Here is a 23,143-nt window from a genome sequence, read left to right as displayed (position 1 = left end):
TTTGCCGGGTCTTTTTTTGCCAGTTTTCTGGCTTATGGCTTCAGGCTAATGAAGTCTGTAGGTGCTGCAAATTCGATGGCGCGGATGATATCAAAAGAATATTTGTTGGCAAGAGAAGCCGTTGATCATTAAGGAAAAACCAATCGCAGATAGCGCTTGAGAATCAATTGGACAGTCTCTAAGCTGCGTCGGCGTCAGGGAGGACGCCCCCCCCTATTTCAAGCCCATATCCTCCTGCTGCCGCTTCGTACATCCCGCCGATCATCGATCGCAATACCCGTAGAAACCAGTCTACCCCCCAAGCCACGAACCCAATCTTCGACACGTTGGGTGAAACGTTTTTCTGCGCTCCTAACGCCCTTCTCTTGCGTGTAAAGTAGCCACCATAAAAATCTGAATCAGGAACCCTGACCGTGGCTAAAACTCTCGACATCAGTGCCAACTTCGACAGCGGCAACATCCAGGTCATCGATGTCAGCGACCCGCTCAAGCCCCTGCTGGCCATTCGACCCGATACCAAAAGCAATCACTTTCAATGGTTCCACTTCAAGGCCAGCGGTCTGCATGTCGGCCAGGAGCACTGGTTCCGCCTGAACAATGCCAGCCAGTCCTCGTACAACAAGGCCTGGACCGGCTATCAGGCCGTAGCCTCCTACGATCACGTCAACTGGTTCCGCGTACCGACCATCTTCGAAGGCGACTGCCTGCGCTTCTGCCTTGAAGCCACGCAAACCCACGCCTGGTTCGCCTACTTCGAACCCTACAGCCGCGGCCGCCATGACTGGCTGATCGAGCAGGCGCTGACCAAGGCCGGCACCGAACTGCTGGCCACCGGCAAGAGCGTCGAAGGCCGTGACATTCAACTGCTGCGCAAAGGCACGGGCGCCGAAGGCCGGCGCAAGGTGTGGATGATTGCCCAGCAACATCCGGGCGAGCACATGGCCGAGTGGTTCATGGAAGGCGTGATCGAACGCCTGGAACGGCACGACGACCCGGTGTTGAACAAACTGCTGGCCAGCGCCGACCTGTACCTGGTGCCGAACATGAACCCGGACGGTGCTTTCCACGGCCACCTGCGCACCAACGCCATGGGCCAGGACCTGAACCGCGCGTGGCAGAGTGCCAGCCAGGAAATCAGCCCGGAAGTCTTTTTCGTACAGCAGCAAATGGAAAAGTACGGCGTCGATATGTTCATCGACGTTCACGGTGACGAGGAAATCCCCCACGTCTTCACCGCCGCTTGCGAAGGCAATCCGGGCTACACGCCGCGGATCGAAAAACTCGAAGAGCACTTCCGCAGCCATCTGAAGAAAACCACCAAGGACTTCCAGACCAAGCACGGCTACACCCGCGACGAACCGGGCAAAGCCAACATGACCCTGGCCTGCAACGCCGTTGGCCAGAAATACGACTGCCTGTCCCTGACCCTGGAAATGCCGTTCAAGGATCATGACGATCATCCGAACGCGGAGACCGGCTGGTCCGGCAAGCGTTCGAAGCAGTTGGGCAAGGATGTGTTGACGACGGTAGCCGAGATGGTCGAAGTACTGCGTTAACTTATAGAAAAAACGGTATGACCTGAAACCCAGGTCATGCCATTTTTTGGAATTGCTAGGGCCTTGTAACTACGGTATTACTTGGCACTGATACCATGTCAATCAAGCTAACGGCCTTAACGAAGTACAATGCCTCTCCAGATATATTAGTCGCTGTAAATGTTGACCCTATACTGTCCCCGATTTTTTTTGGTGTGGGGCTTCCAATGGTTTTCGCACTGTATATTTCATATCGAACAGCTTTAGGCGATGGACTCCAACTAAAGGTAATAGTGTTAGCAGTTGAACCCACTTTGGCAAAGTTTCCTGGGGCTGTAGGTGGGGTCGGCGGTGGCGCGTAGGAAGAGAGTCGTCGGGCTTGTTCGCGCCAAACACGCGCTGTATTTGCAGTTACAGCATCTCCTCGTGGCAGGCCATGTTCGTCTTTGACATCGGGATTCGAATAGTAAGGCTGACGATTAGCTCCGCATAAAAGACTACCCGACCTTCCGTTAAAGTACCCGAATCTATAGTCATTTACTCCTTGTACATTACAATGAGTGCTGCCCGCGTTATGCCCAAGTTCATGCGCGAATGTAACATGACCGCTCGCTATCCCTATTCCAAACCGCCCGGGCCGATTAGCCCACCCAATAGCCCCTCCCGGTTCGGTAGTTAGAAAATTTCCGTAGACCACATCTGGCTTAAATGTCGAAATACCTTCAGCAAAAATAGTCGAAATTTTACCGAGCGTTTCAGTAGTAACCAGATAATCCTGCTCGACAACTTGAATACCAATCAGCCTAAACGACACATTAGTTACTAATGAATTTCGGAGTGCCATATTAATGTACTCTATTTTTGCCAAAGAATCGGCCAATGCATCTCCACCTGCACGATCAAGTCCTGCTTGGGAGTAGCCCATCAGAAGATCTATCACATAAGTCTCTGCCGAGGCTGGATCTACGGGCGAAGAGGCGACCTTGCCCTTCGCATCTTCCACCCAGTCGTCGATACGTGGATCGGTTTGAGGTTCAGAAATGAAATAACTCCCTCCCTTACTATCAACACGCAACAAACCACCCTTCTCCGGGGTGTCGATCAAGGCAGTCAAGCTTCCATCGGCCGAGCGAACCGTAACCAACGAACCCTCGGGCTTATCTGGCATCCGCAACATTCCACTTTCGACGGTATAACCATTAATAACCTTTGAATTCGAACGTACAAAAACGCCCGGTGCAATGAAGTCCGCAGTCAAATCTGCCGTAGTTTTATTCTTAACATTCTCGACAACCCAGTTTTCCGGCTTACCGGACTCATTCGTCGGTTGTTGCGCGCAAGCACCGAGCAACGCAGCCAACGACACAATCGACAGCGCTGAAAAACCACGCTGCATGAAACGCATACCTGCAGTTTTGAACATGATACGTCTCCCTGAATGACACGATCAGTGCGGTTCGACTGGCCTTTTCCGGGCCACTGCAGTCTGTGAGCATTGAACGTGCTTTTTCAGGGATTCGATACTGTCAAAGTTGACAGGTATACCAGTCTTTAACCGCGATCCTTGCCCCGCAACATGCTCTCCAGTACACCATCACGGCGTATCCACCCATGAAATAACGCCGCTGCCAAATGCAGTAACACCGTCAAAAACAACAAATACGCCAGATACCCATGGGCCTTGCGCAGGAAGGCAAACACTTGGGCATTGGCCGGCACAATCGACGGCAAATGCATCGAACTGCCTAGCATCACCGGTTCACCCGACGCCGAAATCATCGCCCAACCGAGCAACGGCAGAATCAGCATCAACGCATACAGCAACACATGCGAAGCCTTCGCCGCCAGCGCTTGCCAACCCGGCAGGTCCGCGGGCAACGGCGGCTGTTGCGTGGAGAAGCGCACCACCAGGCGCACGATTACCAGCAACAAAATCGCCACGCCCAAGGGCTTGTGCAGGTGGATCAGCCATTCATGGCGTTCGGAGACAGAAGCAACCATGCCTGCGCCGATGAACAGCATGGCGATAATCATCAGCGCCATCAGCCAGTGCAGCAGTCGCGCCAAGGGAGCGAAATGGTTGGGTTGAGTATTCATTGTTGAACCTCCTGCTTGGCGGCGGGCAACTGGCTGACTTCGCTGGTGCGACGCAGGTAGGAATCGGAGTAGCCGGCTGAACGAGCGGCGAGCAATGGGTCGTCGGACCCTTCGATGCCGGCAGGCAATACCAGTGGGTCATAGTTGATATCACGGCACTCGCCGTTGAGTTGTGGCTGGGTTTTTTCCAGCACCAGGGTGCCGGCATTCAACACCTTGCGCCCTTCGGGCCAGGCCTTGCTGGCGTCGTTGACCGGGTCGCCGGGGTTGGCCAGGGTGATGTTCAGCTGAAAGCGCAACGGGCCGGCGGTGATCCGCTGGACCAGGTCTTTCTCTAGAAAATCGCTGCCCTGCGGTGCCGTGGCGCCGGGCGCGTCCTGAGCCACCGGCACCATGCTCCAGCGTACCGCTTGCCGCTGGCCGGTGGCGTTGACCAGATAGAACGCGTTGACGCTGTTGTAGGTTTCCGTCACGTAACTGGCCGAGGGTTTGGCGGTCTTGATCCATGCCAGGAACGGTGCCGATTCCGGGTGCGAGCCGAAGAACGCCGGCACTGCGGCGGGGTCCGGTTTACCGGTCGCGGGAAGCGGCGACTGAGCCTGCTGAAATTGATAGAACGCTTCGGGCGTGCCCACTGGAAACACCGGCATGCTGTTCATCCCGGTGCGCCATTGCTGGCCGTTGGCCTGGGTGAAGCGCAACGCCAGGCTGCGAATCGGCACGGCGCTGTCCGGCGCGTAGGGATTACCCGCCGGCAAGGCAAAACGACCGACCACCGACGTGCGCGGCTCATTGAATACCTGCGCAATGGAATAACTGCGAGCCTCGCCACTGCTCTCGAAATGGCCGATCACGCACACACCCTTGGCATGATTGCGTCGGAATCCGGGGTGCACGCCGTTATTGGTTTCCAGCACATTGATCAGTTTTTTCGGCGTCAACCGTTGTGGGTCCAAGGTGCCGTTGACGTAGGCAAACGCCCCGGCCACGACAGCGACAACCACGGCAATGCCCGCCAGACGCAACGCAACGCTGGCGGCACTCAAGGGTGGCGGTGATGATCGATCTACCATGAAAGACTCCAGGGCCATCGGCCACAAGTGAGAAGAATCAAGCAGACGAACCGCACACAGGTTTATTCCATCGTGCGGTGTTTATTTTTTCGGGTGTGGAATAACCTCGGTTATCGGGCGTCTTCCTAGTCCCTAGCGTAGTGACTAGTCAGCACTTCATGAACGATATCGACGAACAACTGAGAAAAATCATTCCCGGATTGCGGCGATTTGCCGTGTCATTGACGCGTAACGCCAGCAGCGCCGACGATCTGGTGCAATCGTGCCTGGAGCGTGCACTGTCGAGCTGGGGCAATAAACGCGTCGAGGGCGACTTGCGCGCCTGGCTGTTTGCGATTTTGTATCGACAGTTTCTCGATGCGCATCGCCGCTCCCGACGCTATGCGCGGATGCTCGAATTCTTCACCGGGCGCGATGATGCGCAGCCGTCGGTGGAGCGCACCGTGATCGCCCAATCCACCCTCAATGCCTTCGACCAACTGCCCACCGAACAGCGCGCGCTGTTGCTGTGGGTATCGGTGGAAGGCCTGAGTTACAAAGAGGTCGCCGAGATTCTCGACGTACCCACCGGCACCGTGATGTCCCGCCTGTCCCGGGCCCGCCAGGCCCTGCGCCAACTCAGCGATGGCGAAATCACCCGCCCTGCCCTGCGGAGACTCAAATGATCAGCATGCCCCCCAGCGAGCGCGACTTGCACGCCTACGTCGACCACCAACTCAACGAGGACGATCGACACCTGGTCGAGACTTTTCTCGCCAGCAATGCGCAAGTTGCCGCACAAGTGCGCGCCTGGCAGCAGGATGCCCAACAACTGCGAGCCGCCCTCGGTGGCGCCTTGCAGCAACCGGCCAACCCGGACCTCGATCCGGCGCTGATTCGCCAGCGCCTTAAACGCCAGTCCCGGCGCCACCTAGCCAGCGCCGCGGTGTTGCTGATTGCTGTCAGCCTCGGCGGGGTCAGCGGCTGGCAGGCCCGGGAGATGACGCTCCTCAGCGCAGCGCAACCGATGGCCGATGCCATGCAGGCTTACCGCTTGATTGCCGAGCAGGGGCTGCTGCCAGCGGACTACAAGGCCGGCGAATACAGCGACATGCAGGGTTGGCTCGACCGTTATTTCACCCAGGCCAATCGCTTGCCGGACCTGACCGGCGCCGGGTTCAAACCGGTGAGCGGCCGCCTGCTCAGCACAGAGCAAGGGCCAGCGGCGATGGTGGTTTATGAGGATCAGGGCGGGCACAAGATCAGCTTCTATGTGCGGCCACCGGGGCCAAAGAACTTCATGTTACCCAGGGGCAGTCGCAGTGATGGCGGGCTGCAGGCCGAATACTGGTCGGGGGGTGGCTACAACTATGCGATGGTCAGCCCGTCGGATACGCCGGCGGCGCAGATGCTCAGGCAGACCACACAATTCTGATCACCCCCCCCTGTAGGAGCTGGCTTGTCGGATCGCCGCACCGCAGCGAAAGCGGTGGGTCAGACAACATTTCTTTCGACTGGAAGACCGCTTTCGCTGGCGAGCCAGCTCCTACAGGGCACGTTCGCCTTCTTTTCAGCTTTGCCCAAACACTTGAGACGGCCGCCGTAGCAAAGGATCAAACGGATTGATCCGCGGCCCGATCAACGCCGCTTCACGCTTGAGCATCTCCACCACTGTCGGCAAGCGATCAGGCCCCAGACGGTCACTCACGGTCGCCACGCTCAACGCCGCCACCGCCCGGCCTTCACGATCGAGGATCGGCACTGCCACCCCGGCCATGCCCTGCAACACACCGGTGTTGCGTCCGGCGTAACCGAGCTTGCGCACATTCTCGACTTCCGAGCGCAGGAACACCTCGTCATACAGATGGAAATCCTTGAGCCGCGGCAGGTTGTAGTGGATCACTGTTTCGCGTTCTTCTTCCGGCAGAAACGCCAGGATCGCCAGGCTGCCCTGCCCCACGCCCAGCGCCACCCGGCCACCGATGTCACCGGTGAAGGTGCGGATCGGAAACGGCCCTTCGCTGCGGTCCAGGCAGATCGCATCGAAGCCGCTGCGTGCCAGCAGAAACAACGAATCGCCGAGCGACGCCGAAAGCCGCAGCAAAGCCGGGCGCACCAGTTCGCGCAGGTTGCCACTGTTGCCCGCTCGAGCCGCCAGGGCGAAAAAATCCAGGCTGAGCCGATAGCGTTTGCTGCGCCCATCCTGCTCGACCATGCCCTCGTCCATCAGGCTGCGCAGCAAGCGGTGGGTGGTCGGTTGTGATAACCCGATGTGCTGGGCCAGTTGCGTCACGCGCTCGCCGCCCTCGACGGTATCGCCCAATGCCCGCAACACCGCAAACAACCTTGAGACGGCGCCGACGCCGACTTCATTTTTGTTTTCATTCCGCTCAATGGAATCTGACATGAGTTTTCTCGCATATTAATTTACTCACCGAATGAAACAGAAAATAGTCATCGATTCAGTGAAATAGGCCATTGAGCCCATCCTAGTCTTCGTCCTAATCTGCGTCCACACAGGGGCGATTCGAACAACAGCGGCAGCCGACCCAAGTCGAGCGCCAACGCACCCCGCAAACATTTTTTCGTATCTGCCCATACAAAAGAGCGCGCCCCGAGGCGCGCATAACAATCTCAGGTGGAGGCGCAGTCATGGCTTTTTTGCAACTTCAAAAACTTGGCAAACGCTACGGTGAAATCGACGCCGTGGTCGCCACCGATCTCTCGGTGGAGAAAGGCGAATTCGTTTCCCTGCTCGGCCCCTCCGGATGCGGCAAGACCACCACCCTGCAAATGATCGCCGGCTTCGTCGACGTCACCAGCGGGCGCATCGTGCTGGATGGTCGCGACATCACCCACGCCAAACCCGCCAGTCGCGGCCTGGGGGTGGTGTTCCAGAGTTACGCGCTGTTCCCGCACATGACCGTCAAGGCCAACGTTGCCTTCGGCCTGCGCATGCGCAAGGTGCCCAATGCTGAGATCCAGCAGCGGGTCGATCGGGTGCTGAAGCTGGTACGCCTTCATCAGCACGCCGAGCGTTATCCACGGGAGCTTTCCGGTGGCCAGCGCCAACGCGTCGCCCTGGCCCGTGCGCTGGTAATCCAGCCGCCGGTGTTGCTGCTGGATGAACCGCTGTCCAACCTCGACGCCAACCTGCGCGAAGAGATGCAGTTCGAGATCCGCCGCATTCAACGCGAAGTGGGCATCACCACACTGATGGTCACCCACGACCAGTCCGAAGCGCTGTCGATCAGCGATCGCGTGGTGGTGATGCAGGCCGGGCGTATCACTCAAATCGACGCGCCCTACACCCTCTACGAACACCCGCGCACCGAGTTCATTTCCGGCTTCGTCGGCAAGGCCAATCTGCTGCCCGGTGAACGCGACGCGAACGGCGCGGTTCAGGTGTGCACCTATGGCGCCGGCGAACTGACCCTGAGCCTGCGTCCGGAAAAAATCGACCTGCGCGAGGCGGGTCACGGGCGCCTGCAAGGCAAGGTCAGCAGCCGCTTCTTCCTGGGTAGCCAATGGCTGTACGGTGTGTCGACGAACCTCGGCGAACTCAGTGTGGTACGCCGCAACGACGGTTCGGCCCCGCTGAACGAAGGCACAGCGGTGGGCCTGGATTGGGATACGGCGCTGTTGCGGGTACTGAGCATTGACGAGGTGACAGCATGAGCACCCTCGCCGCCATCCGCCAGGGACGCCAGGGTTACTGGCTGTCGGCACCGGCCCTGACGCTGTACGTCAGCCTGCTGGTGATCCCGCTGTTGCTGACCCTGGTGCTGTCGTTCAACGTCTTCGACTACGGCTCGGGCATCAACGCCGACGCCTATACCGCCGAGCATTACGGCAGCCTGCTGGGCGATCCGTACTTCTACGAGATCTTCCTGCGCACCCTGTGGATCAGCGCGCTGACCACGCTGCTCTGCGTGCTGATCGGCGTGCCCGAGGCTTACATCCTCAGCCGCATGGGCACCCCATGGCGCTCGATTTTCCTGATCCTGATCCTTACCCCGTTGCTGATTTCGGTGGTGGTGCGCGCCTTTGGCTGGAGCCTGCTGCTCGGTGCCGACGGCCTGGTCAATCAGGTCCTGCAAGCCTTCGGTGGCTCACCGATGAAGTTGCTCTATACGCCGTTCGCCGTGGTGATCGCACTGGTCCACGTGATGCTGCCGTTCATGATCATTCCGGTCTGGACCTCGCTGCAGAAGCTCGACCCGGCCGCCGAGCAAGCCGCGCTGTCGCTGGGCGCCAGCCACTTCACGGTGATTCGCCAGGTGGTGCTGCCGCAGGTCATGCCCGGCATCCTTTCCGGAACCCTGATCGTGTTCGGCCTCGCCGCCAGCTCCTTTGCCATTCCCGGCCTGCTCGGTGGACGCCGCCTGAAGATGGTCGCCACGCTGATCTACGACCAATACCTGTCGGAACTCAACTGGCCCATGGGCGCCGCCATCGCCGTGGCCCTGCTGCTTATCAACCTGCTGATCATGCTGTCGTGGAACCGCATGATCGAAGGCCGCTACAAGAAGTCATTGGGGTAATTCGTCATGTCCAGGAACGGTCCTTTCGCCCTGCTGTTTCATGCTCTGGTGGTGCTGTTCATGCTCGCGCCGCTGATGGTGGTGTGCCTTGTCGCCTTCACCCCGGAGAACACCCTGAGCCTGCCGACCAGCGATTTTTCCCTGCGCTGGTTCCGCGCCGTGTTCGAGCGTGCCGACTTTGTCGATGCGTTCTACAACAGCCTGATCCTGGCGTTCAGCGCCGCCTCGCTGGCCACCTTGATCGCGGTGCCCGCGGCGCTGGCGATCACCCGCTTCGAATTTCCCGGCCGGGATTTCTTCAACGGGCTGTTTCTGTCGCCGATCATCATTCCGCATCTGGTGCTGGGGGTGGCATTGCTGCGCCTGTTCGCGCTGATGGGGGTCAACGGCAGCTTTGCGTGGCTGATCTTCGCCCACGTGCTGGTCATCACCCCGTATGTACTGCGACTGGTGCTGGCCTCGGCCATCGGCCTGGACCGCAGCGCCGAACACGCCGCGCAATCCCTGGGTGCCGGGCGCTTCACGCTGTTCCGCCAGATCACCTTGCCGATGATTCTGCCGGGGGTCGCCGGCGGGTGGCTGCTGGCGTTCATCAACAGTTTCGACGAAGTCACGCTGTCGATCTTCGTCACCTCGCCGGCCACGCAGACCTTGCCGGTGCGCATGTACGTCTACGCCACCGAGTCCATCGATCCGATGATGGCGGCGGTGTCGGCACTGGTGATCGCGCTGACCGCGCTGACCATGATTCTGCTCGATCGGGTCTACGGCCTGGATCGGGTTCTGGTGGGCAAACAATGAGGGCGCCATGGCTCTGCTGAAACGACTGGCCGAAGGCGACCGCCCGGCCCTGGACTTTACCCTCGATGGCCAACCGGCCAGCGGCCTGCTCGGCGACACCGTACTGACGGCGGTCCTGACCTGCAGCGAACACCTGCGCGGCAGCGACTTCAGCGCCGAGCCCCGCGCCGGGTTCTGCCTGATGGGCGCCTGCCAGGACTGCTGGGTACGCCTGGGCGACGGCCGCCGGGTCCGCGCCTGCTCGACGTTGCTCGAGGCCGGACAACAGATCAGCCGCGAGCCGGGGCGATCGCTATGAACACCTCTATCACCTGCAAACACCCAATCCCCCGTAGGAGCTGGCTTGCCAGCGAAAGCGGTCTGTCAGCCACCATCAATGTTGCCTGTGCTGCCCCCTTCGCTGGCAAGCCAGCTCCTACAGGGGCGCTGCGTCGGGCACAAAAGCTGCGGCAACTTCCAATCCATTGTAGGAGTGAGCCTGCTCGCGATAGCGGTCTGTCAGCCTCAATCAATGGTGCCTATTCCGCCGTCATCGCGAGCAGGCTCGCTCCTACAGGGGGACGGGTATGAAACCTGTAATTATTATTGGCGCCGGCCCGGCCGGTATTCGTGCGGCACAAACCCTGGTCGCCCATGGTGTTCGCCCGGTACTGCTGGATGAAGCCGCACGCGGTGGCGGACAGATTTATCGACGCCAGCCGGCCAATTTCAAGCGCTCGCCGGTCAAGCTGTATGGCTTCGAAGCACGCAAGGCCCAGGCCCTGCACCAGACCATCGATCAGTTGCGCGAACAACTCGATTATCGCCCCGACACGCTGGTGTGGAACGCCGAGGACGGTGCCCTCGACACCTTGCACGACGGGCGTGCCGCGCGGCTGGAATTTTCCCGGGTGATCGTCGCCACCGGCGCCACCGACCGGATTCTGCCGGTACCGGGCTGGACCTTGCCCGGCATCTACAGCCTCGGTGCGGCGCAGATCGCCTTGAAGTTCCAGGGCTGCGCCATCGGCGAGCGCGTGGTGTTCGCCGGCAGCGGCCCGTTGCTGTATCTGGTCGCCTATCAATACGCCAAGGCTGGCGCGAAGGTGGTCGCGGTGCTCGACAGCTCCCCCTTCAGCGCCCAGGCCCGCGCCCTGCCCGGCCTGCTGGCGCAACCGGCCACATTGGCCAAAGGGCTCTATTACCGCGGTTGGCTCGCCGCCCATGGCATCCCGGTGCACCAGGGCACGACGTTGCAAGGCGTCGAAGGCGAGCAACGGGCGCAGGCGCTGATCTGGTCGGACGCAAAAGGCCAACATCGACTGGACTGCGATGCCGCCGCCTTCGCCCACGGCCTGCGCAGCGAAACCCAGCTCGCCGACCTGCTTGGCTGCGAGTTCGCCTGGAACCCACTCAACCGCGCCTGGCTGCCACAACGCGACCGCGCCGGTCGCAGCAGTGTCGTCGAGGTGTACCTGGCCGGTGATGGCGCCGGCATCATGGGCGCCGACGCTGCGGAAATGGCCGGCGAGCGCGCCGCGCTGGCGTTGCTCGAAGACACCGGCCACCTGATCCCGGCGCAACGCCCCGCGCAGCTTGAACAATCGCTGGAACGCATCGGCGATTTTCGTCAGGGCCTGGAGCGTGCCTTTGCCTTTCCCGAGGACTGGGCTGCGGGCATCAACGATGACGTGATGGTCTGCCGCTGCGAAGAAGTTCGTGCCGGCGATATTCGTCAGGTGGTACGCGAAGGGCACTGGGAAATCAACCGGGTCAAGGCCCACTGCCGGGTCGGCATGGGTCGCTGTCAGGGCCGGATGTGTGGCGCGGCCGCAGCGGAAATCATTGCCTGCGAAAGCCGGCGCGACGTGTCCGACATTGGCCGGCTGCGAGCCCAGGCTCCCATCAAACCGCTGCCCTTTGGCCTGGAGGTCGAAGCATGATCGAAGTCGATGCAGTGATCATTGGCGGCGGCATTGTCGGCGCTTCGGCGGCGCTGTTTCTCGGCAAGGCCGGCCGCCGCGTGGTGCTGCTGGAGCGGGACTTCTGCGGTTCGCATTCCAGCGGCGTCAACTACGGCGGCGTCCGTCGCCAAGGCCGACCGTTGTCGCAATTGCCGCTGTCGCAACGTGCCCATTCCATCTGGGCGCAGTTGCCGCAATTGATTGGCATCGACGGTGAATATCAACGCAGCGGTCACCTCAAACTTGCTCGCAGCCTCGACGATTTGCGAGCACTACAGAACTATGAAGTCAGCAGCCAGGGCTTCGGCCTCGATTTGCAGGTGCTTGACCGCACCGAACTGCGCAGGCGTTTTCCATGGGTGGGAGACGTCGCGGTGGGCGCCTCCTATTGTCCGGATGACGGTCATGCCAATCCGCGCCTGGTGTCCCCCGCGTTCGCCCGGGCCGCGCGACGCCATGGCGTACAGGTGCATGAGCAATGCGCAGTCACGGCCGTGGAGCACGACGGCCAGCGCTTTCGCGTGCGCACGCAAACCGGCCTGGAGTTGCATGCGCCCTGGTTGTTGAACTGCGCTGGCGCCTGGGCCGGCAGCCTGGCCGCGCAGTTCGATGAACCGGTGCCGATGCATTCCGGACACCCGGCGATGCTGGTCACCGAGCCCTTGCCTCTGGTGATGGATGCCAGCACCGGCGTCGAGGGCGGCGGTATCTATGCACGCCAGGTCGCGCGCGGCAATTGCGTGCTGGGCGGCGGCCAGGGCTTTGCCCTCGACGATGCCCGCGCCCGCCCCGGTCAAGGCGCGGTGCTGGAAATCCTGCGCCAGGCCGTCGAACTTTACCCGTTTCTGGAGGGCGCCCAGGCCATTCGCACCTGGAGCGGCACCGAAGGTTATCTGCCCGATCGCCAACCGGTGATCGGGCACAGCCATACCCAGCCCGGTCTGTTGCATGCGTTCGGCTTTGCCGGCGCCGGTTTCCAGATCGGCCCGGCGGTGGGCCAGGCGCTCACCGAGATCATCTGTAGCGGCGCGTCAAAGACGTCGCTGGATGCGTTTTCCATCACCCGGTTTCACTCCATCTCCGTAGCTTGATAGAGGAAGGTCGCGCCAATGAATAACGTCAAACGCACTGCTCTGCTCGGTTTGTCCTGCATGAGCGCCCTGCTCGCCGCCGCCCAGGCCCACGCCGAGCCGACGCTGTACCTGGGCATGAACGGCGGGACCATGGAGCGGCTGTACGCCGACAAGGTACTGCCGGCTTTCGAGAAGGCCAACAACGTCAAAGTGGTGATCGTGCCTGGCACCTCTGCCGATATCCTGGCCAAGGTCCAGGCCAGCAAGGGCAACCCGCAGATGCACGTGATGTTCCTCGACGACGGCATCATGTACCGCGCCATCGGCATGGGCCTGTGCGACAAGCTCGAAGACAACCCGACCCTGGCGCAGATCCCGGCCAAGGGCCGGATCAAGGATCAGGCGGTGGCCGTCAGCCTCGGCGTGACCGGTCTGGCCTACAACACTCGCCTGTTCAAGGAAAAAGGCTGGAGTGCGCCGACTTCGTGGATGGACATGGCCGACCCGCGCTTCAAGGACAAGGTGGTATTCCAGTCGATGGCCTCCTCCACCTTCGGCCTGCATGGTTTCCTGATGTTCAACCGTATCCAGGGCGGCAGCGAGACCGATGTCGAACCGGGGTTCAAGGCTTGGCCGAACAGCGTCGGGCGCAACGTGCTGGAATACATTCCGAGCTCGGCGAAGATTTCCGAAATGCTCCAGACCGACGAAGCAGCGCTCTTTCCGCTGACCCCGACCCAGGTCACCGCCCTGAAACTCAAGGGCATGCCGGTGGAATACGCACAACCGAAAGAAGGTGCCGTGGTGCTCAACGTCGCCGAGTGCGCCATCGCCAACAACACGCAGCCGCAATTGGCGCAAAAGCTCGCCGCGTTCCTGCTGACCCCCGAAGCCCAGGCTGCCGCGCTTGAGGATGGCGACCAGATTCCGTCCAACCCCAATACCCCGACCACAGACCGTACCCGCGGGCAGGTAGAGGCGATGAAGCAGTACCTGCAGACGGCGATCGCGGTGGACTGGGATCAGGTCAACGAACAGCGCCCGGCGTGGAACGCGCGGTGGAATCGGAGTATCGAGCGCTAAATCACTGGCACAACACCCTCTCGCAAACGACACAAATCTCCTGTGGGAGCATGGCTTGCCCGCGATGGCGCCAGTACAGTCAACGACGCTGTGCCTGACCTGCCGCCATCGCGAGCAAGCTTTGCTCCTACAGGAGATCGGGGACATCCGCAAAAATCAGACACAACTGGATGCGAATTCCCGCCTCTGGTTACACTATGCCGCCGCAGCTCGGGGAGCCTGCCTGAAGATCACGGGGTGACATCACAGTGGCCGTTCGACCGCCCAACCGCTGGCCATCGCTGCGCCGCCTCTTCGGCAAGGCAACGACTGCACCCGCCAACGGTGTCGCGAGCGGTCGGGTCATCCACGACTACTTTCACCACAAGGCCCATTCCCAGGGTTACACCCTCAGCCTCAGCCAGCAGCGCGTGATCGACTGCATGGCGCAGCACGCCGCGACGCTGCTGGGTGCCGGGGCGAAAACCCTGCCGGGGCTTTACCTGCATGGTGCTGTGGGTCGCGGAAAGAGTTGGCTGCTCGACGGTTTTTTCCAGGCCATCCCCCTTGCGGAAAAACAGCGCCTGCACTTCCACGAGTTTTTTGCCCGGTTGCATCGGGGAATGTTCACTCATCGCGATCAACCGGATGCGCTGGCCACCACGCTGGATGAGTTACTGCGTGACTGCCGCGTGCTGTGCTTCGACGAGTTCCATGTCCACGACATCGGCGATGCGATGCTGATCACGCGGTTGTTCAAGGCGTTGTTCCGCCGAGGCATCCTGCTGCTGGTCACCTCCAATTACCCGCCCGAAGGTCTGTTGCCCAACCCGCTGTACCACGCGCGTTTCAAACCGGTGATCGACCTGATCAACGCGCGCATGCAGGTGATGGAAGTCGGCGGGCCGCACGACTACCGCAGCCAGGCCCGGACTCACGCGCAGCAACTGTTTACCCAGGGGCAGTATGTCTGGCCCGCCACGCCGGCACAGCGCCAGGCCTCGAACCTGCCTGCCGCCCAAACCCCGGCCATTGCCCTGCCGGTCGGCACCCGCCACCTGCCCGCTCGCTACTGCGAAGGACGTACCATCGGCTTTACCTTCAGCGACCTGTGCGACCACCCCACCGCCGTCATGGATTACCTGGAACTGTGCCGGCGTTTCGATCACTGGATCATCGACGAACTGCCCAGCCTGGCCGACTGTTCGATTGCCGCCCAGCAACGCTTTATCAATCTGGTGGACGTTTTATACGATCAGGACAAGCACCTGATATTGCTCGGACAGCGCTCGTTGCGCGAAAGCCTGGACGGCGAGGCCATCGACCTGGCGCGCACGCGCAGTCGGCTGGGGCAGTTGGTTGAGGTCCGGGAATCGGTTTAAACGCTGGTTTTGTGTGGCAGTACCGGCCTCTTCGCGAGCAGGCAGCACACTATTCCCGCTATCATGCCGCCCATTCCTTCGACCGATAGCGAACCCGTTCATGCACACCCTTGCACAACTGCGCGCCGGCACGCTGACAGGCATCACTCGCCTGGACCTTAGTTGCGGCCTGACAGAGTTCCCCCGGGAAATCTTCGACCTGGCGGACTCCCTGGAAGTGCTCAACCTCAGTGGCAATGCCTTGAGCAGCCTGCCGGATGACTTGCACCGCCTGACGCGCCTGCGCGTGCTGTTTTGCTCCGATAACCAGTTCACCGAACTGCCTGCTTGCGTGGGTCAATGCGCGACACTGACCATGGTCGCCTTCAAGGCCAACCGCATCGAACACGTACCGGGTGAGGCCCTGCCGCCATTATTGCGCTGGCTGATCCTGACGGATAACCGCATCACTGAGCTGCCAACCGAGCTGGGTGAGCGCCCTTATCTGCAAAAACTCATGCTGGCGGGTAACCGCTTGCAGCGCTTGCCTGACAGCTTGCGCAACTGCCATCGGCTCGAGCTGATCCGCATCGCCGCCAACTGCTTGACTGAGTTGCCCGAGTGGCTGCTCTCCCTGCCAGGCCTGACCTGGCTGGCCTACGCCGGTAACCCGCTGGAAACCGAAGCCGATGCGGCCGCCCTTGAAGCCACCGCTAGCATTCCATGGACGGCGCTGGAGCTGGAGCAAAAACTCGGCGAAGGCGCTTCCGGGGTGATTCATCGGGCGACATGGGCACGACCGGGACAACCGGACACGCCGGTGGCGGTCAAACTCTACAAAGGCGAAATGACCAGCGATGGCTCGCCGCTGCACGAAATGAACGCCTGCATCACCGCCAGCACCCATCCCAACCTGATCCGCATTGAAGGGCGGATTATCGATCACCCACAGCAAACGGCCGGGCTGGTGATGCAGTTGATCGAGCCGAGCTACCGCAACCTCGCCGCGCTGCCGAGCCTGGCCACCTGCAGCCGCGACGTTTACGCCGACGACACTCGCTTCACTGCCGAAGTCGCGCTACGCATCGCCCGTGGCATTGCTTCGGTGGCCGGCCATTTGCACCACCAGGGCATCACCCACGGCGACCTCTATGGTCACAATATCCTGTGGAACGAGCACGGTGATTGCCTGTTGGGCGATTTTGGCGCGGCGTCGTTCCACGCCACGACGGACAGCCTGGAAAGCCGTGCATTGCAACGGATCGAAGTGCGAGCGTTCGGGATCTTGCTGGGGGAATTGCTGGAGCGGATCGACTCGGGGTTGAGCGATGAACGGCGTGTGCAGCTGAACGCGTTGCAGCAATGCTGTTGTCAGTCGGAGGTGCTGGCGCGGCCGGGGTTCAGCGAAATTGTTACGGAGTTGAATAGCTGGTGACCGCTTCGCGGTCATTCGCGAGCAGGCTCGCTCCCACATTGGACCGTGTCCGTCCAGGCAACTCGGTCAACTGTGGGAGCGGGCTTGCCCGCGATGAGGGTGTCACTGAAGAAACAGATTAACCCGCCAACCCGACAAACATGTCCTGCACGTCATCATGGTTATCAAGGCCTTCGAGGAAGGCTTCGACTTCAGCCATCTGCTCATCGCTCAGACCGCTGACCGGGTTCTTCGGCTGGTAGCCCAGCTTGGCCGACAACACAGTGAAGCCTTGCTCAGGCAGGGCTTTCTGTACCGCATCGAGGTCCGTTGGCTCGGTCAGGAACAGGGTCGCGCCGTCTTCACCGGGCTCGAAATCCTGGGCACCGGCTTCGATGGCGGCCATTTCCGGATCGGCATCCGGGGTGTCCGGCGAGGCTTCGATCATGCCGACGTGGTTGAAATCCCAGGCCACCGAACCGGAAGCGCCCAACTGGCCCTTGCGGAACGCGACGCGGATTTCAGCGACGGTGCGGTTGATGTTATCGGTCACGCACTCGACGATCAGCGGCACCTGATGCGGCGCAAAGCCTTCATAGGTCACGCGATGGTATTGCACGGTTTCGCCCAGCAAACCCGCGCCTTTCTTGATGGCGCGATCCAGGGTTTCCTTGGGCATCGAAGCTTTCTTGGCCTGTTCGACCACCAGGCGCAGGTGTGCGTTGGTGGCAACATCGGCGCCGTTGCGCGCAGCAATGGTGATTTCCTTCACCAGTTTGCCGAAGATCTTGCCCTTGGCATTGGCTGCCGCTTCTTTGTGTTTAACCTTCCACTGTGCGCCCATTACTCACTCTCTTGTCTATGGCGCCGAGACATCTATTGGCCGACGCATGGTGCCAAGTTTATACGGCCTAAAGTTGGCAATCGACCAAAAAATATGACTTGCCCCCCGCGTCTCTGATCGGCATTCAGGATCGACATCTTCACCCACCGTTGTAGGGCGATTCTGAAACTTCAGTTTGCGATGACTATAAAGTACTGCGGTTTCGTACCCTTTGTGCCCGTATCCCATGGCAGAAGCGCATTCGATGCACAACGACAAGGAAAGTCCCTTCACCCTGACCCTCCTCGACGACGACCTGAGTTTGCAGGTGGTGCAGTTCAGCGGTCACGAGGCCCTCAACCAACCCTATCGATTCGACATCGAGGTGCTCGGCCTGGCAGCGGTCATGGACCTCAATCGCCTGCTGCAACAACCGGCGCACTTGAGCCTGGGGCAAGGTCAGGGAATTCATGGCGTGCTGCACAGCGTCAGTCGTGAACATCGCGGGCCGCACTGGATCTGCTACAAACTGGTGCTGGTGCCCGCGTTGCAAGCACTGGACACGTACAGATCACGGCGTGTCTTTCAGCATCTCAGCGTGCCCATGCTCCTGCGCCGGTTGCTGGAGGAACATAAGCTGCCCGACAGCAGTTACCGCTTTGAACTGGGGACCGGGCACTATCCGCTGCGGCCATTTTGCATTCAGTACGAAGAATCCGACCTGACCCTGCTGCAACGGTTGTGCGAGGAAGAAGGCATTCACTATCACTTTGAACATCATCGCGATGCCCATGTGCTGGTTTTCGCCGAAGACAGCCTGAGCCTCCCGCAAGAACCGCTCCTGATGCCGTTTGACGGCGATGCCCCCGAGGCAGGCGGCCCTGCGACCATCACCGAACTGTTCCAGCGCCATGATGCGCCCCCCTTGTCCCCACGACTGGATCCCAGGGATCGCGGTGCGGCAGGATGTAACGACAGCGCGGCCAATCAGCCCCTTGCCCCGGCAATGCCGCCCACGCCCCGCCCCGCTGTCGAACTGCGTCATCGCGATCAACGCACCCGCCGGCACCTGGAGCGCCTGCGTTGCCGGCAAGTGCAAATCCACGGCAAAAGCAATCATCACGAATTACGCAGCGGCCGGATCGTCCAGGTCGCCGAACACCCCCTGCCAGGTTTCAACGATCAATGGCTGGTGATCCAGACGCGGCATCAGGGGCAACAGGGCTCGATTCTGGCACCGGACACGCCGCCGCGTTACCACAATCAGTTCACCGCCATTCCCTGGTCGACGGTATTGCGTCCAGCACTCGAACAGGTCAGGCCGGGTATTCCCGGTTATCAGCCTGCCCGAGTGTGCGGCCCGATGGGGCAACCGGCTACGCTGGATGACCATGGCCGAATACAGGTGGATTTATGGCCCACGGCGGACGCTGATCCCGAGTCCGACGGACTCTGGATACCGATTGCCCTGGGGGCGTCGGACAATCGTATTGATCCGTCCGTGCTGCCATTGGCTGGCAGCGACGGGCTGGTCTGTTTCCTCGACGGCGACGCCGACCGTCCGATGTTTTGTGCAAGTCTCAGGCAGCGCCCCACGCCTCGACCCGTCCGTTCCGGAACATCGCGTGGCGAATCCCGCCTGCTGCTCGACTGGCTGATCAACCCCACGGACCCTGCACCCTGACCGTCAGCCCTTATCAGCCTTGCCTGCCGCCGCGGCGAACTTCGCCAGGCGCACGTCCAGGCTCGGACTCCCGACAATGCCGGGTTCAGGTACGCAGGGGTTTTACATTCATCGCCCGGTCAGGCACGAACGGATAGTTGGTTTTCAGGCCACCGGGGCGGCTGTTCCAGTGCGGGATCAGCACCAGCGCGGAGAACATCGCGCAGCCGGCGAAGACGATGAATACGGTGACGGTGTCAAAGTAACCCGGCAGCAGCCCGCCGAGAATCGCGCCGACCGAGCCGCAGCCATTGACGAAGCCCGCCGCCGTGGCACCGGCCTTGGCAGTGCCGAAATCGATGGCGGCCGCGCCGCTGATCATCGAGTCCGGTCCATACAGGGTCAGGCCCATGACGAACAGTAATGCCACCACCAGCACCACGCTACCGGTATGCAAGGCGCCCATGAAGAAGGCCAGCGATACGGTCAGCGCCAACAGGCTGAGGACACAGGCCGGCATGCGGCGGGCGCCGAACAGTTTGTCCGAGGCCAGGCCGATCATGATCGGCCCCAGCAACCCGGCCAGTTCGAATGCGGTGGGGATAATCGCCGCGCCCACCTTGCCCACCGAGGGCATCTGTTCGAAAACGATCACCGGGCCCCAGAGCAGAATCGCATAACGCGCCGGCTTCAACATGAAGTACGCGAGACCGAGAATCAGCACCGTGCGGTTGCGCAGGATTTCCTTCAACGGCTCCAGGACGCTGATCTTGCTCTGGGCGTACGCCTCTTCAGCGGTCAACTCGGGCTCCGGCTCCACGGCCGGCAAGCCCACGTCTTCGGGTTTGTTGCGTTGAAAAATAAAAAACAGCACGGCGACCAGCCCAACCACCGCCGCACTGGAAATGAATGCTGCGTGCCAGGTACCCATCAGCGTATACGCCCACCAACCGGCAAACGGCGACGCCACCAGACCACCAAAGGCGTAGCAGGAACTCCACAGCCCCAGTACCCGCCCGCGCTGCTCGGCGGGAAAGAAACTGCCGAGGTTCTTGCACAGCCCCGACCATCCCGTGGACTGCGCCAGACCCTGGATCAGCATGCAGGAGGCAAAGATCGGCAACGTGGCGAAGCTGCCCATCACCAGCGCCGCGGCCGCAGAAATCAGCAACCCACCGAGGACGACAACCCTTGGACCGAAGCGGTCGGCGAGGATGCCCCAGGTGAATTGACCGATGGCGTAAGCGGTGAGGTAAATGGCGTCGAGGTTGGCCATGGCCATTTTGTCGAGCATGAACGTCGGGTCTTCGCCGATCCCGAGTTTGGCGACGGAAAATGCTTTGCGGGTGAAGTAGAAAGCGGCGTAGGCGAGCCAGGTGATCGCGAAGATCTGCACGCGCCAGCGCTTGATGGTGCCGATGTGCTTGTTCATTGTGGTTCTGACCTCAGGGTGTGAGTGTGCCGGCAGAATTGGAAGAAAACGCCTGTATTTTTATTGTTGAGCACTGCGAAATCGCCTGATCCCTGTGGGCGATTGCGGTCAGATGAGTCCTGCTGTTGCACGCACGGGCTCATGGTACTCGCTGCTGTTCGACCGACCAGTCAGCGGGTTGAGGTGATAAAAACAATTACTGATTAATAAGTTAAATCGATTTATCGTATTTCCAATATAAGCTCAGCTTGTACCTGGAGATTTCGATGTCGGTTTCCCACGCCCAGCTCAAAGCCTTCCACGCCGTGGCCGTCCATGGAAGCTTCACCAAAGCCGCCGAGCGGTTGTTTCTTACGCAACCGGCCATTTCCGACCAGGTGCGCAAACTCGAAGAGCGCTACGGTGTGTTGCTGTTCCACCGCAACAAGCGCTCGGTACGTCTCACGGACCTGGGTGAGCGCTTGCTCGGCGTCACCCAGAAACTGTTCGTGATCGAAGCCGAGGCCCAGGAGTTGTTGCAGGACTCCCAGGCGTTGCAGACCGGCAGCCTGATTCTGGCGGTGGATGCGCCGGTGCATGTATTGCCGCAGATCGCCCGGTTCTGTGAGCGCTACCCTGGCATCAGCGTAAAGATCGAAACCGGAAACACCGATGAATCGTTGTTTCGGCTATTCAATTACCAGGCGGACCTGGCGTTGCTGGGCCGTGATGTCAGCGATGAGCGCCTGATCTCCTTGCCGCTGCGCAATGACCCGATGGTGGCGTTCGTCTCGCGCACGCACCCCTGGGCCGATCGCGAGTCCATCTGCCTGGCGGACCTCGACGACACCCCGCTGGTGTTGCGGGAAATCGGCTCGGTGACCCGCCAGACCCTGGAAGAAGAAATGGCCGGCGCGGGATTTCGCATCCGCCCGGCAATTCAGGTGGAAGGACGCGAAGCCGCGCGGGAGGCGGTGGTGGTGGGGATTGGCGTGGGTGTGGTCTCGGCGGCCGAATTCGGTGCGGATTCCAGGGTGTGCGCGTTGCCGATCACCGATTGCAAACGGCGTTTGACCGAGACGCTGGTGTGCTTGCGCGAGCAGAGTTCGCGGCGGATTGTGGCGACGTTTCTGGAGATGGTCCGCGAGAGTCTTGTATAGGCAGGTCTGGCCCCATCGCGAGCAAGCTTTGCTCCCACAGGGATTGAGGCTGACCACCTATTTTGTGTACGGCGCAAAACCTGTGGGAGCAAGCTTTGCTCCCACAGGGATTGAGGCTGACCACCTATTTTGTGTGCGGCGCAAAACCTGTGGGAGCAAGCTTTGCTCCCACAGGGATTGAGGCTGACCACCTATTTTGCGTACGGCGCAAAACCTGTGGGAGCAAGCTTTACTCCCACAGGGATTGAGGCTGACCACCTATTTTGTGTGCGGCGCAAAACCTGTGGGAGCAAGGCTTGCCCGCGATGGCCGCACCACGGTCTACCTGACCGGCGCCAAGCCGAAAAACGCCTGGATCAACCGCAAATCCCGCCGCCGCTCCATGCACCCCATCATGTGCCGGTTCACCAACCCCTCGCCAATGATCGGCACCGCCGCCACCCGCGGATCGTGGCTGACTTCCACCGACGACACCACGCCTACCCCCAACTCGGCCGCCACCGCCTCGGTGACGGCTTCACGACTGTCCAGTTCCAACAGCACCCGTGGATTGACCTTGGCCTGGACGCAGGCTTCATCAAAGGTGCGCCGGGTGATCGAGCTCGGTTCACGAAGCACCATAATCACCTGGTCCAGCTCCTTGAGCGGCACACCCTTGCTCCGTTGCGCCCAAGGATGGCCGTCGGGCACCAATGCACAAATGCGTGACTCGCTCAGCGCCTGCAGATGCAGGCCCTTGCGCGGCTCGACTTCGGTCAGCACTGCCACGTCGGCATGCTCGGATAACAGCGCCGCCAGGGTTTCCTGGGCATTGCCCAGACGCAGGTTCACGGTGATCCCCGGATAGCGCGCCCGCAGGCTCGCGAGCATAGGCATGACCATGTGCGGGCCGTCCGCCGCCACTTCCAGGCGCCCGGTGAGCAACTGCCGGTTGGCCTCCAGCATCACCTGCGCCTCTTCGGCCAGGCCGAACATCGCCCGGGTGATTGCCGCCAGTTTGGTGCCCTCTTCCGTCAACTCCACCCGTCGCGCGGTGCGGCGCAACAGGGTGATCTGGTAATGCTCTTCCAGCGCCTTGATGTGCCCGGTCACCGCCGGTTGGCTGATGAACAGTCGTGCGGCGGCGCGGGTGAAGCTGCCCTCGCGGGCCACGGCATCGAACGCACGGAGCTGAAACAGGTTCATGAATAACCCTCACTGATGG

The 23,143-nt window shown here is 61.0% G+C and carries 21 protein-coding genes; 14 read left to right on the top strand and 7 right to left on the bottom strand.

The window, feature by feature from the left end:
- Positions 1 to 407: 407 nt before the first annotated feature.
- Entirely contained in the window at positions 408 to 1,556 is a 1,149-nt protein-coding gene (locus tag GPL81_RS24190; RefSeq protein WP_160108762.1) for a M14 family metallopeptidase, read from the top strand.
- A 55-nt stretch (positions 1,557 to 1,611) separates the two neighbouring features.
- Here GPL81_RS24190 and GPL81_RS24185 read toward each other — a convergent pair whose 3' ends face one another.
- The 3 genes from GPL81_RS24185 to GPL81_RS24175 form a co-directional block, all read right to left on the bottom strand.
- Complete coding sequence (locus GPL81_RS24185; RefSeq protein ID WP_160108760.1) at positions 1,612 to 2,958, bottom strand: hypothetical protein; 1,347 nt, start codon at positions 2,956 to 2,958, stop codon at positions 1,612 to 1,614.
- A 128-nt stretch (positions 2,959 to 3,086) separates the two neighbouring features.
- The gene (locus GPL81_RS24180) at positions 3,087 to 3,632 is read right to left on the bottom strand and encodes a cytochrome b (protein WP_160108759.1); all 546 of its coding nucleotides are present in this window, start codon (positions 3,630 to 3,632) and stop codon (positions 3,087 to 3,089) included.
- Positions 3,629 to 4,705, bottom strand: coding sequence for a catalase family peroxidase (locus GPL81_RS24175; protein WP_160108758.1), 1,077 nt, complete (start codon positions 4,703 to 4,705; stop codon positions 3,629 to 3,631). The genes GPL81_RS24180 and GPL81_RS24175 overlap by 4 nt, the downstream gene beginning before the upstream one ends.
- 158 nt (positions 4,706 to 4,863) lie before the next feature.
- Between GPL81_RS24175 and GPL81_RS24170 the strand changes: the two genes are divergently transcribed.
- Positions 4,864 to 5,370, top strand: a complete 507-nt coding sequence (locus GPL81_RS24170; protein ID WP_121103242.1) for a sigma-70 family RNA polymerase sigma factor — start codon at positions 4,864 to 4,866, stop codon at positions 5,368 to 5,370.
- On the top strand, positions 5,367 to 6,119 hold the full coding sequence (locus GPL81_RS24165; RefSeq protein ID WP_160108757.1) for an anti-sigma factor family protein: 753 nt from the start codon (positions 5,367 to 5,369) through the stop codon (positions 6,117 to 6,119). Before GPL81_RS24170 ends, GPL81_RS24165 begins: the two co-directional genes overlap by 4 nt.
- Before the next feature lie 135 nt (positions 6,120 to 6,254).
- Here the strand turns inward: GPL81_RS24165 and GPL81_RS24160 are convergent, their stop codons facing one another.
- The gene (locus GPL81_RS24160; RefSeq protein ID WP_160108756.1) at positions 6,255 to 7,091 is read right to left on the bottom strand and encodes an IclR family transcriptional regulator; all 837 of its coding nucleotides are present in this window, start codon (positions 7,089 to 7,091) and stop codon (positions 6,255 to 6,257) included.
- Between the two features lie 245 nt (positions 7,092 to 7,336).
- Here GPL81_RS24160 and GPL81_RS24155 point away from each other — a divergent pair, with 245 nt between their 5' ends.
- The 9 genes from GPL81_RS24155 to GPL81_RS24115 all read left to right on the top strand — a co-directional run bounded on the left by GPL81_RS24155 (position 7,337) and on the right by GPL81_RS24115 (position 16,903).
- The gene (locus tag GPL81_RS24155) at positions 7,337 to 8,362 is read left to right on the top strand and encodes an ABC transporter ATP-binding protein (protein ID WP_160108755.1); all 1,026 of its coding nucleotides are present in this window, start codon (positions 7,337 to 7,339) and stop codon (positions 8,360 to 8,362) included.
- Complete coding sequence (locus tag GPL81_RS24150; protein WP_096510077.1) at positions 8,359 to 9,228, top strand: ABC transporter permease; 870 nt, start codon at positions 8,359 to 8,361, stop codon at positions 9,226 to 9,228. The genes GPL81_RS24155 and GPL81_RS24150 overlap by 4 nt, the downstream gene beginning before the upstream one ends.
- A 6-nt stretch (positions 9,229 to 9,234) precedes the next feature.
- On the top strand, positions 9,235 to 10,029 hold the full coding sequence (locus GPL81_RS24145) for an ABC transporter permease (RefSeq protein WP_160108754.1): 795 nt from the start codon (positions 9,235 to 9,237) through the stop codon (positions 10,027 to 10,029).
- Between the two features lie 7 nt (positions 10,030 to 10,036).
- Positions 10,037 to 10,327 carry a (2Fe-2S)-binding protein gene (locus tag GPL81_RS24140; RefSeq protein ID WP_059406554.1) on the top strand — a complete coding sequence of 97 codons (291 nt, stop codon included), beginning with the start codon at positions 10,037 to 10,039 and terminating at the stop codon, positions 10,325 to 10,327.
- Positions 10,328 to 10,595: 268 nt separating this feature from the next.
- A complete protein-coding gene (locus GPL81_RS24135; RefSeq protein ID WP_160108753.1) occupies positions 10,596 to 11,951 on the top strand; it encodes an FAD/NAD(P)-dependent oxidoreductase in 1,356 nt (451 codons plus the stop codon).
- Positions 11,948 to 13,063 carry an NAD(P)/FAD-dependent oxidoreductase gene (locus GPL81_RS24130; RefSeq protein ID WP_160108752.1) on the top strand — a complete coding sequence of 372 codons (1,116 nt, stop codon included), beginning with the start codon at positions 11,948 to 11,950 and terminating at the stop codon, positions 13,061 to 13,063. The genes GPL81_RS24135 and GPL81_RS24130 overlap by 4 nt, the downstream gene beginning before the upstream one ends.
- An 18-nt stretch (positions 13,064 to 13,081) precedes the next feature.
- A complete protein-coding gene (locus GPL81_RS24125) occupies positions 13,082 to 14,128 on the top strand; it encodes an ABC transporter substrate-binding protein (protein WP_096510072.1) in 1,047 nt (348 codons plus the stop codon).
- Between the two features lie 248 nt (positions 14,129 to 14,376).
- Positions 14,377 to 15,489, top strand: coding sequence for a cell division protein ZapE (zapE, locus tag GPL81_RS24120; protein ID WP_160108751.1), 1,113 nt, complete (start codon positions 14,377 to 14,379; stop codon positions 15,487 to 15,489).
- A 100-nt stretch (positions 15,490 to 15,589) separates the two neighbouring features.
- Positions 15,590 to 16,903: a leucine-rich repeat-containing protein kinase family protein gene (locus GPL81_RS24115; protein WP_160108750.1), complete on the top strand. Its 1,314-nt coding sequence runs from the start codon at positions 15,590 to 15,592 to the stop codon at positions 16,901 to 16,903.
- A gap of 118 nt (positions 16,904 to 17,021) precedes the next feature.
- Here GPL81_RS24115 and GPL81_RS24110 read toward each other — a convergent pair whose 3' ends face one another.
- On the bottom strand, positions 17,022 to 17,726 hold the full coding sequence (locus tag GPL81_RS24110; RefSeq protein ID WP_008020881.1) for a YebC/PmpR family DNA-binding transcriptional regulator: 705 nt from the start codon (positions 17,724 to 17,726) through the stop codon (positions 17,022 to 17,024).
- A gap of 244 nt (positions 17,727 to 17,970) precedes the next feature.
- Between GPL81_RS24110 and GPL81_RS24105 the strand changes: the two genes are divergently transcribed.
- Positions 17,971 to 19,389 carry a type VI secretion system Vgr family protein gene (locus GPL81_RS24105; protein ID WP_160108749.1) on the top strand — a complete coding sequence of 473 codons (1,419 nt, stop codon included), beginning with the start codon at positions 17,971 to 17,973 and terminating at the stop codon, positions 19,387 to 19,389.
- Positions 19,390 to 19,474: 85 nt separating this feature from the next.
- On the opposite strand, the gene GPL81_RS24100 is transcribed toward GPL81_RS24105, so the two are convergent.
- The gene (locus GPL81_RS24100) at positions 19,475 to 20,800 is read right to left on the bottom strand and encodes an MFS transporter (protein WP_160108748.1); all 1,326 of its coding nucleotides are present in this window, start codon (positions 20,798 to 20,800) and stop codon (positions 19,475 to 19,477) included.
- Between the two features lie 266 nt (positions 20,801 to 21,066).
- Between GPL81_RS24100 and GPL81_RS24095 the strand changes: the two genes are divergently transcribed.
- A complete protein-coding gene (locus GPL81_RS24095; RefSeq protein WP_160108747.1) occupies positions 21,067 to 21,939 on the top strand; it encodes a LysR family transcriptional regulator in 873 nt (290 codons plus the stop codon).
- Between the two features lie 321 nt (positions 21,940 to 22,260).
- Here GPL81_RS24095 and GPL81_RS24090 read toward each other — a convergent pair whose 3' ends face one another.
- Positions 22,261 to 23,124 carry a LysR substrate-binding domain-containing protein gene (locus GPL81_RS24090; RefSeq protein WP_160108746.1) on the bottom strand — a complete coding sequence of 288 codons (864 nt, stop codon included), beginning with the start codon at positions 23,122 to 23,124 and terminating at the stop codon, positions 22,261 to 22,263.
- Between the last annotated feature and the right edge of the window lie 19 nt (positions 23,125 to 23,143).

This window comes from Pseudomonas izuensis (assembly GCF_009861505.1).
In the GTDB taxonomy this organism is placed as follows: Bacteria; Pseudomonadota; Gammaproteobacteria; order Pseudomonadales; family Pseudomonadaceae; genus Aquipseudomonas; species Aquipseudomonas izuensis.
This window is presented reverse-complemented; position numbering and strand designations above follow the sequence as displayed.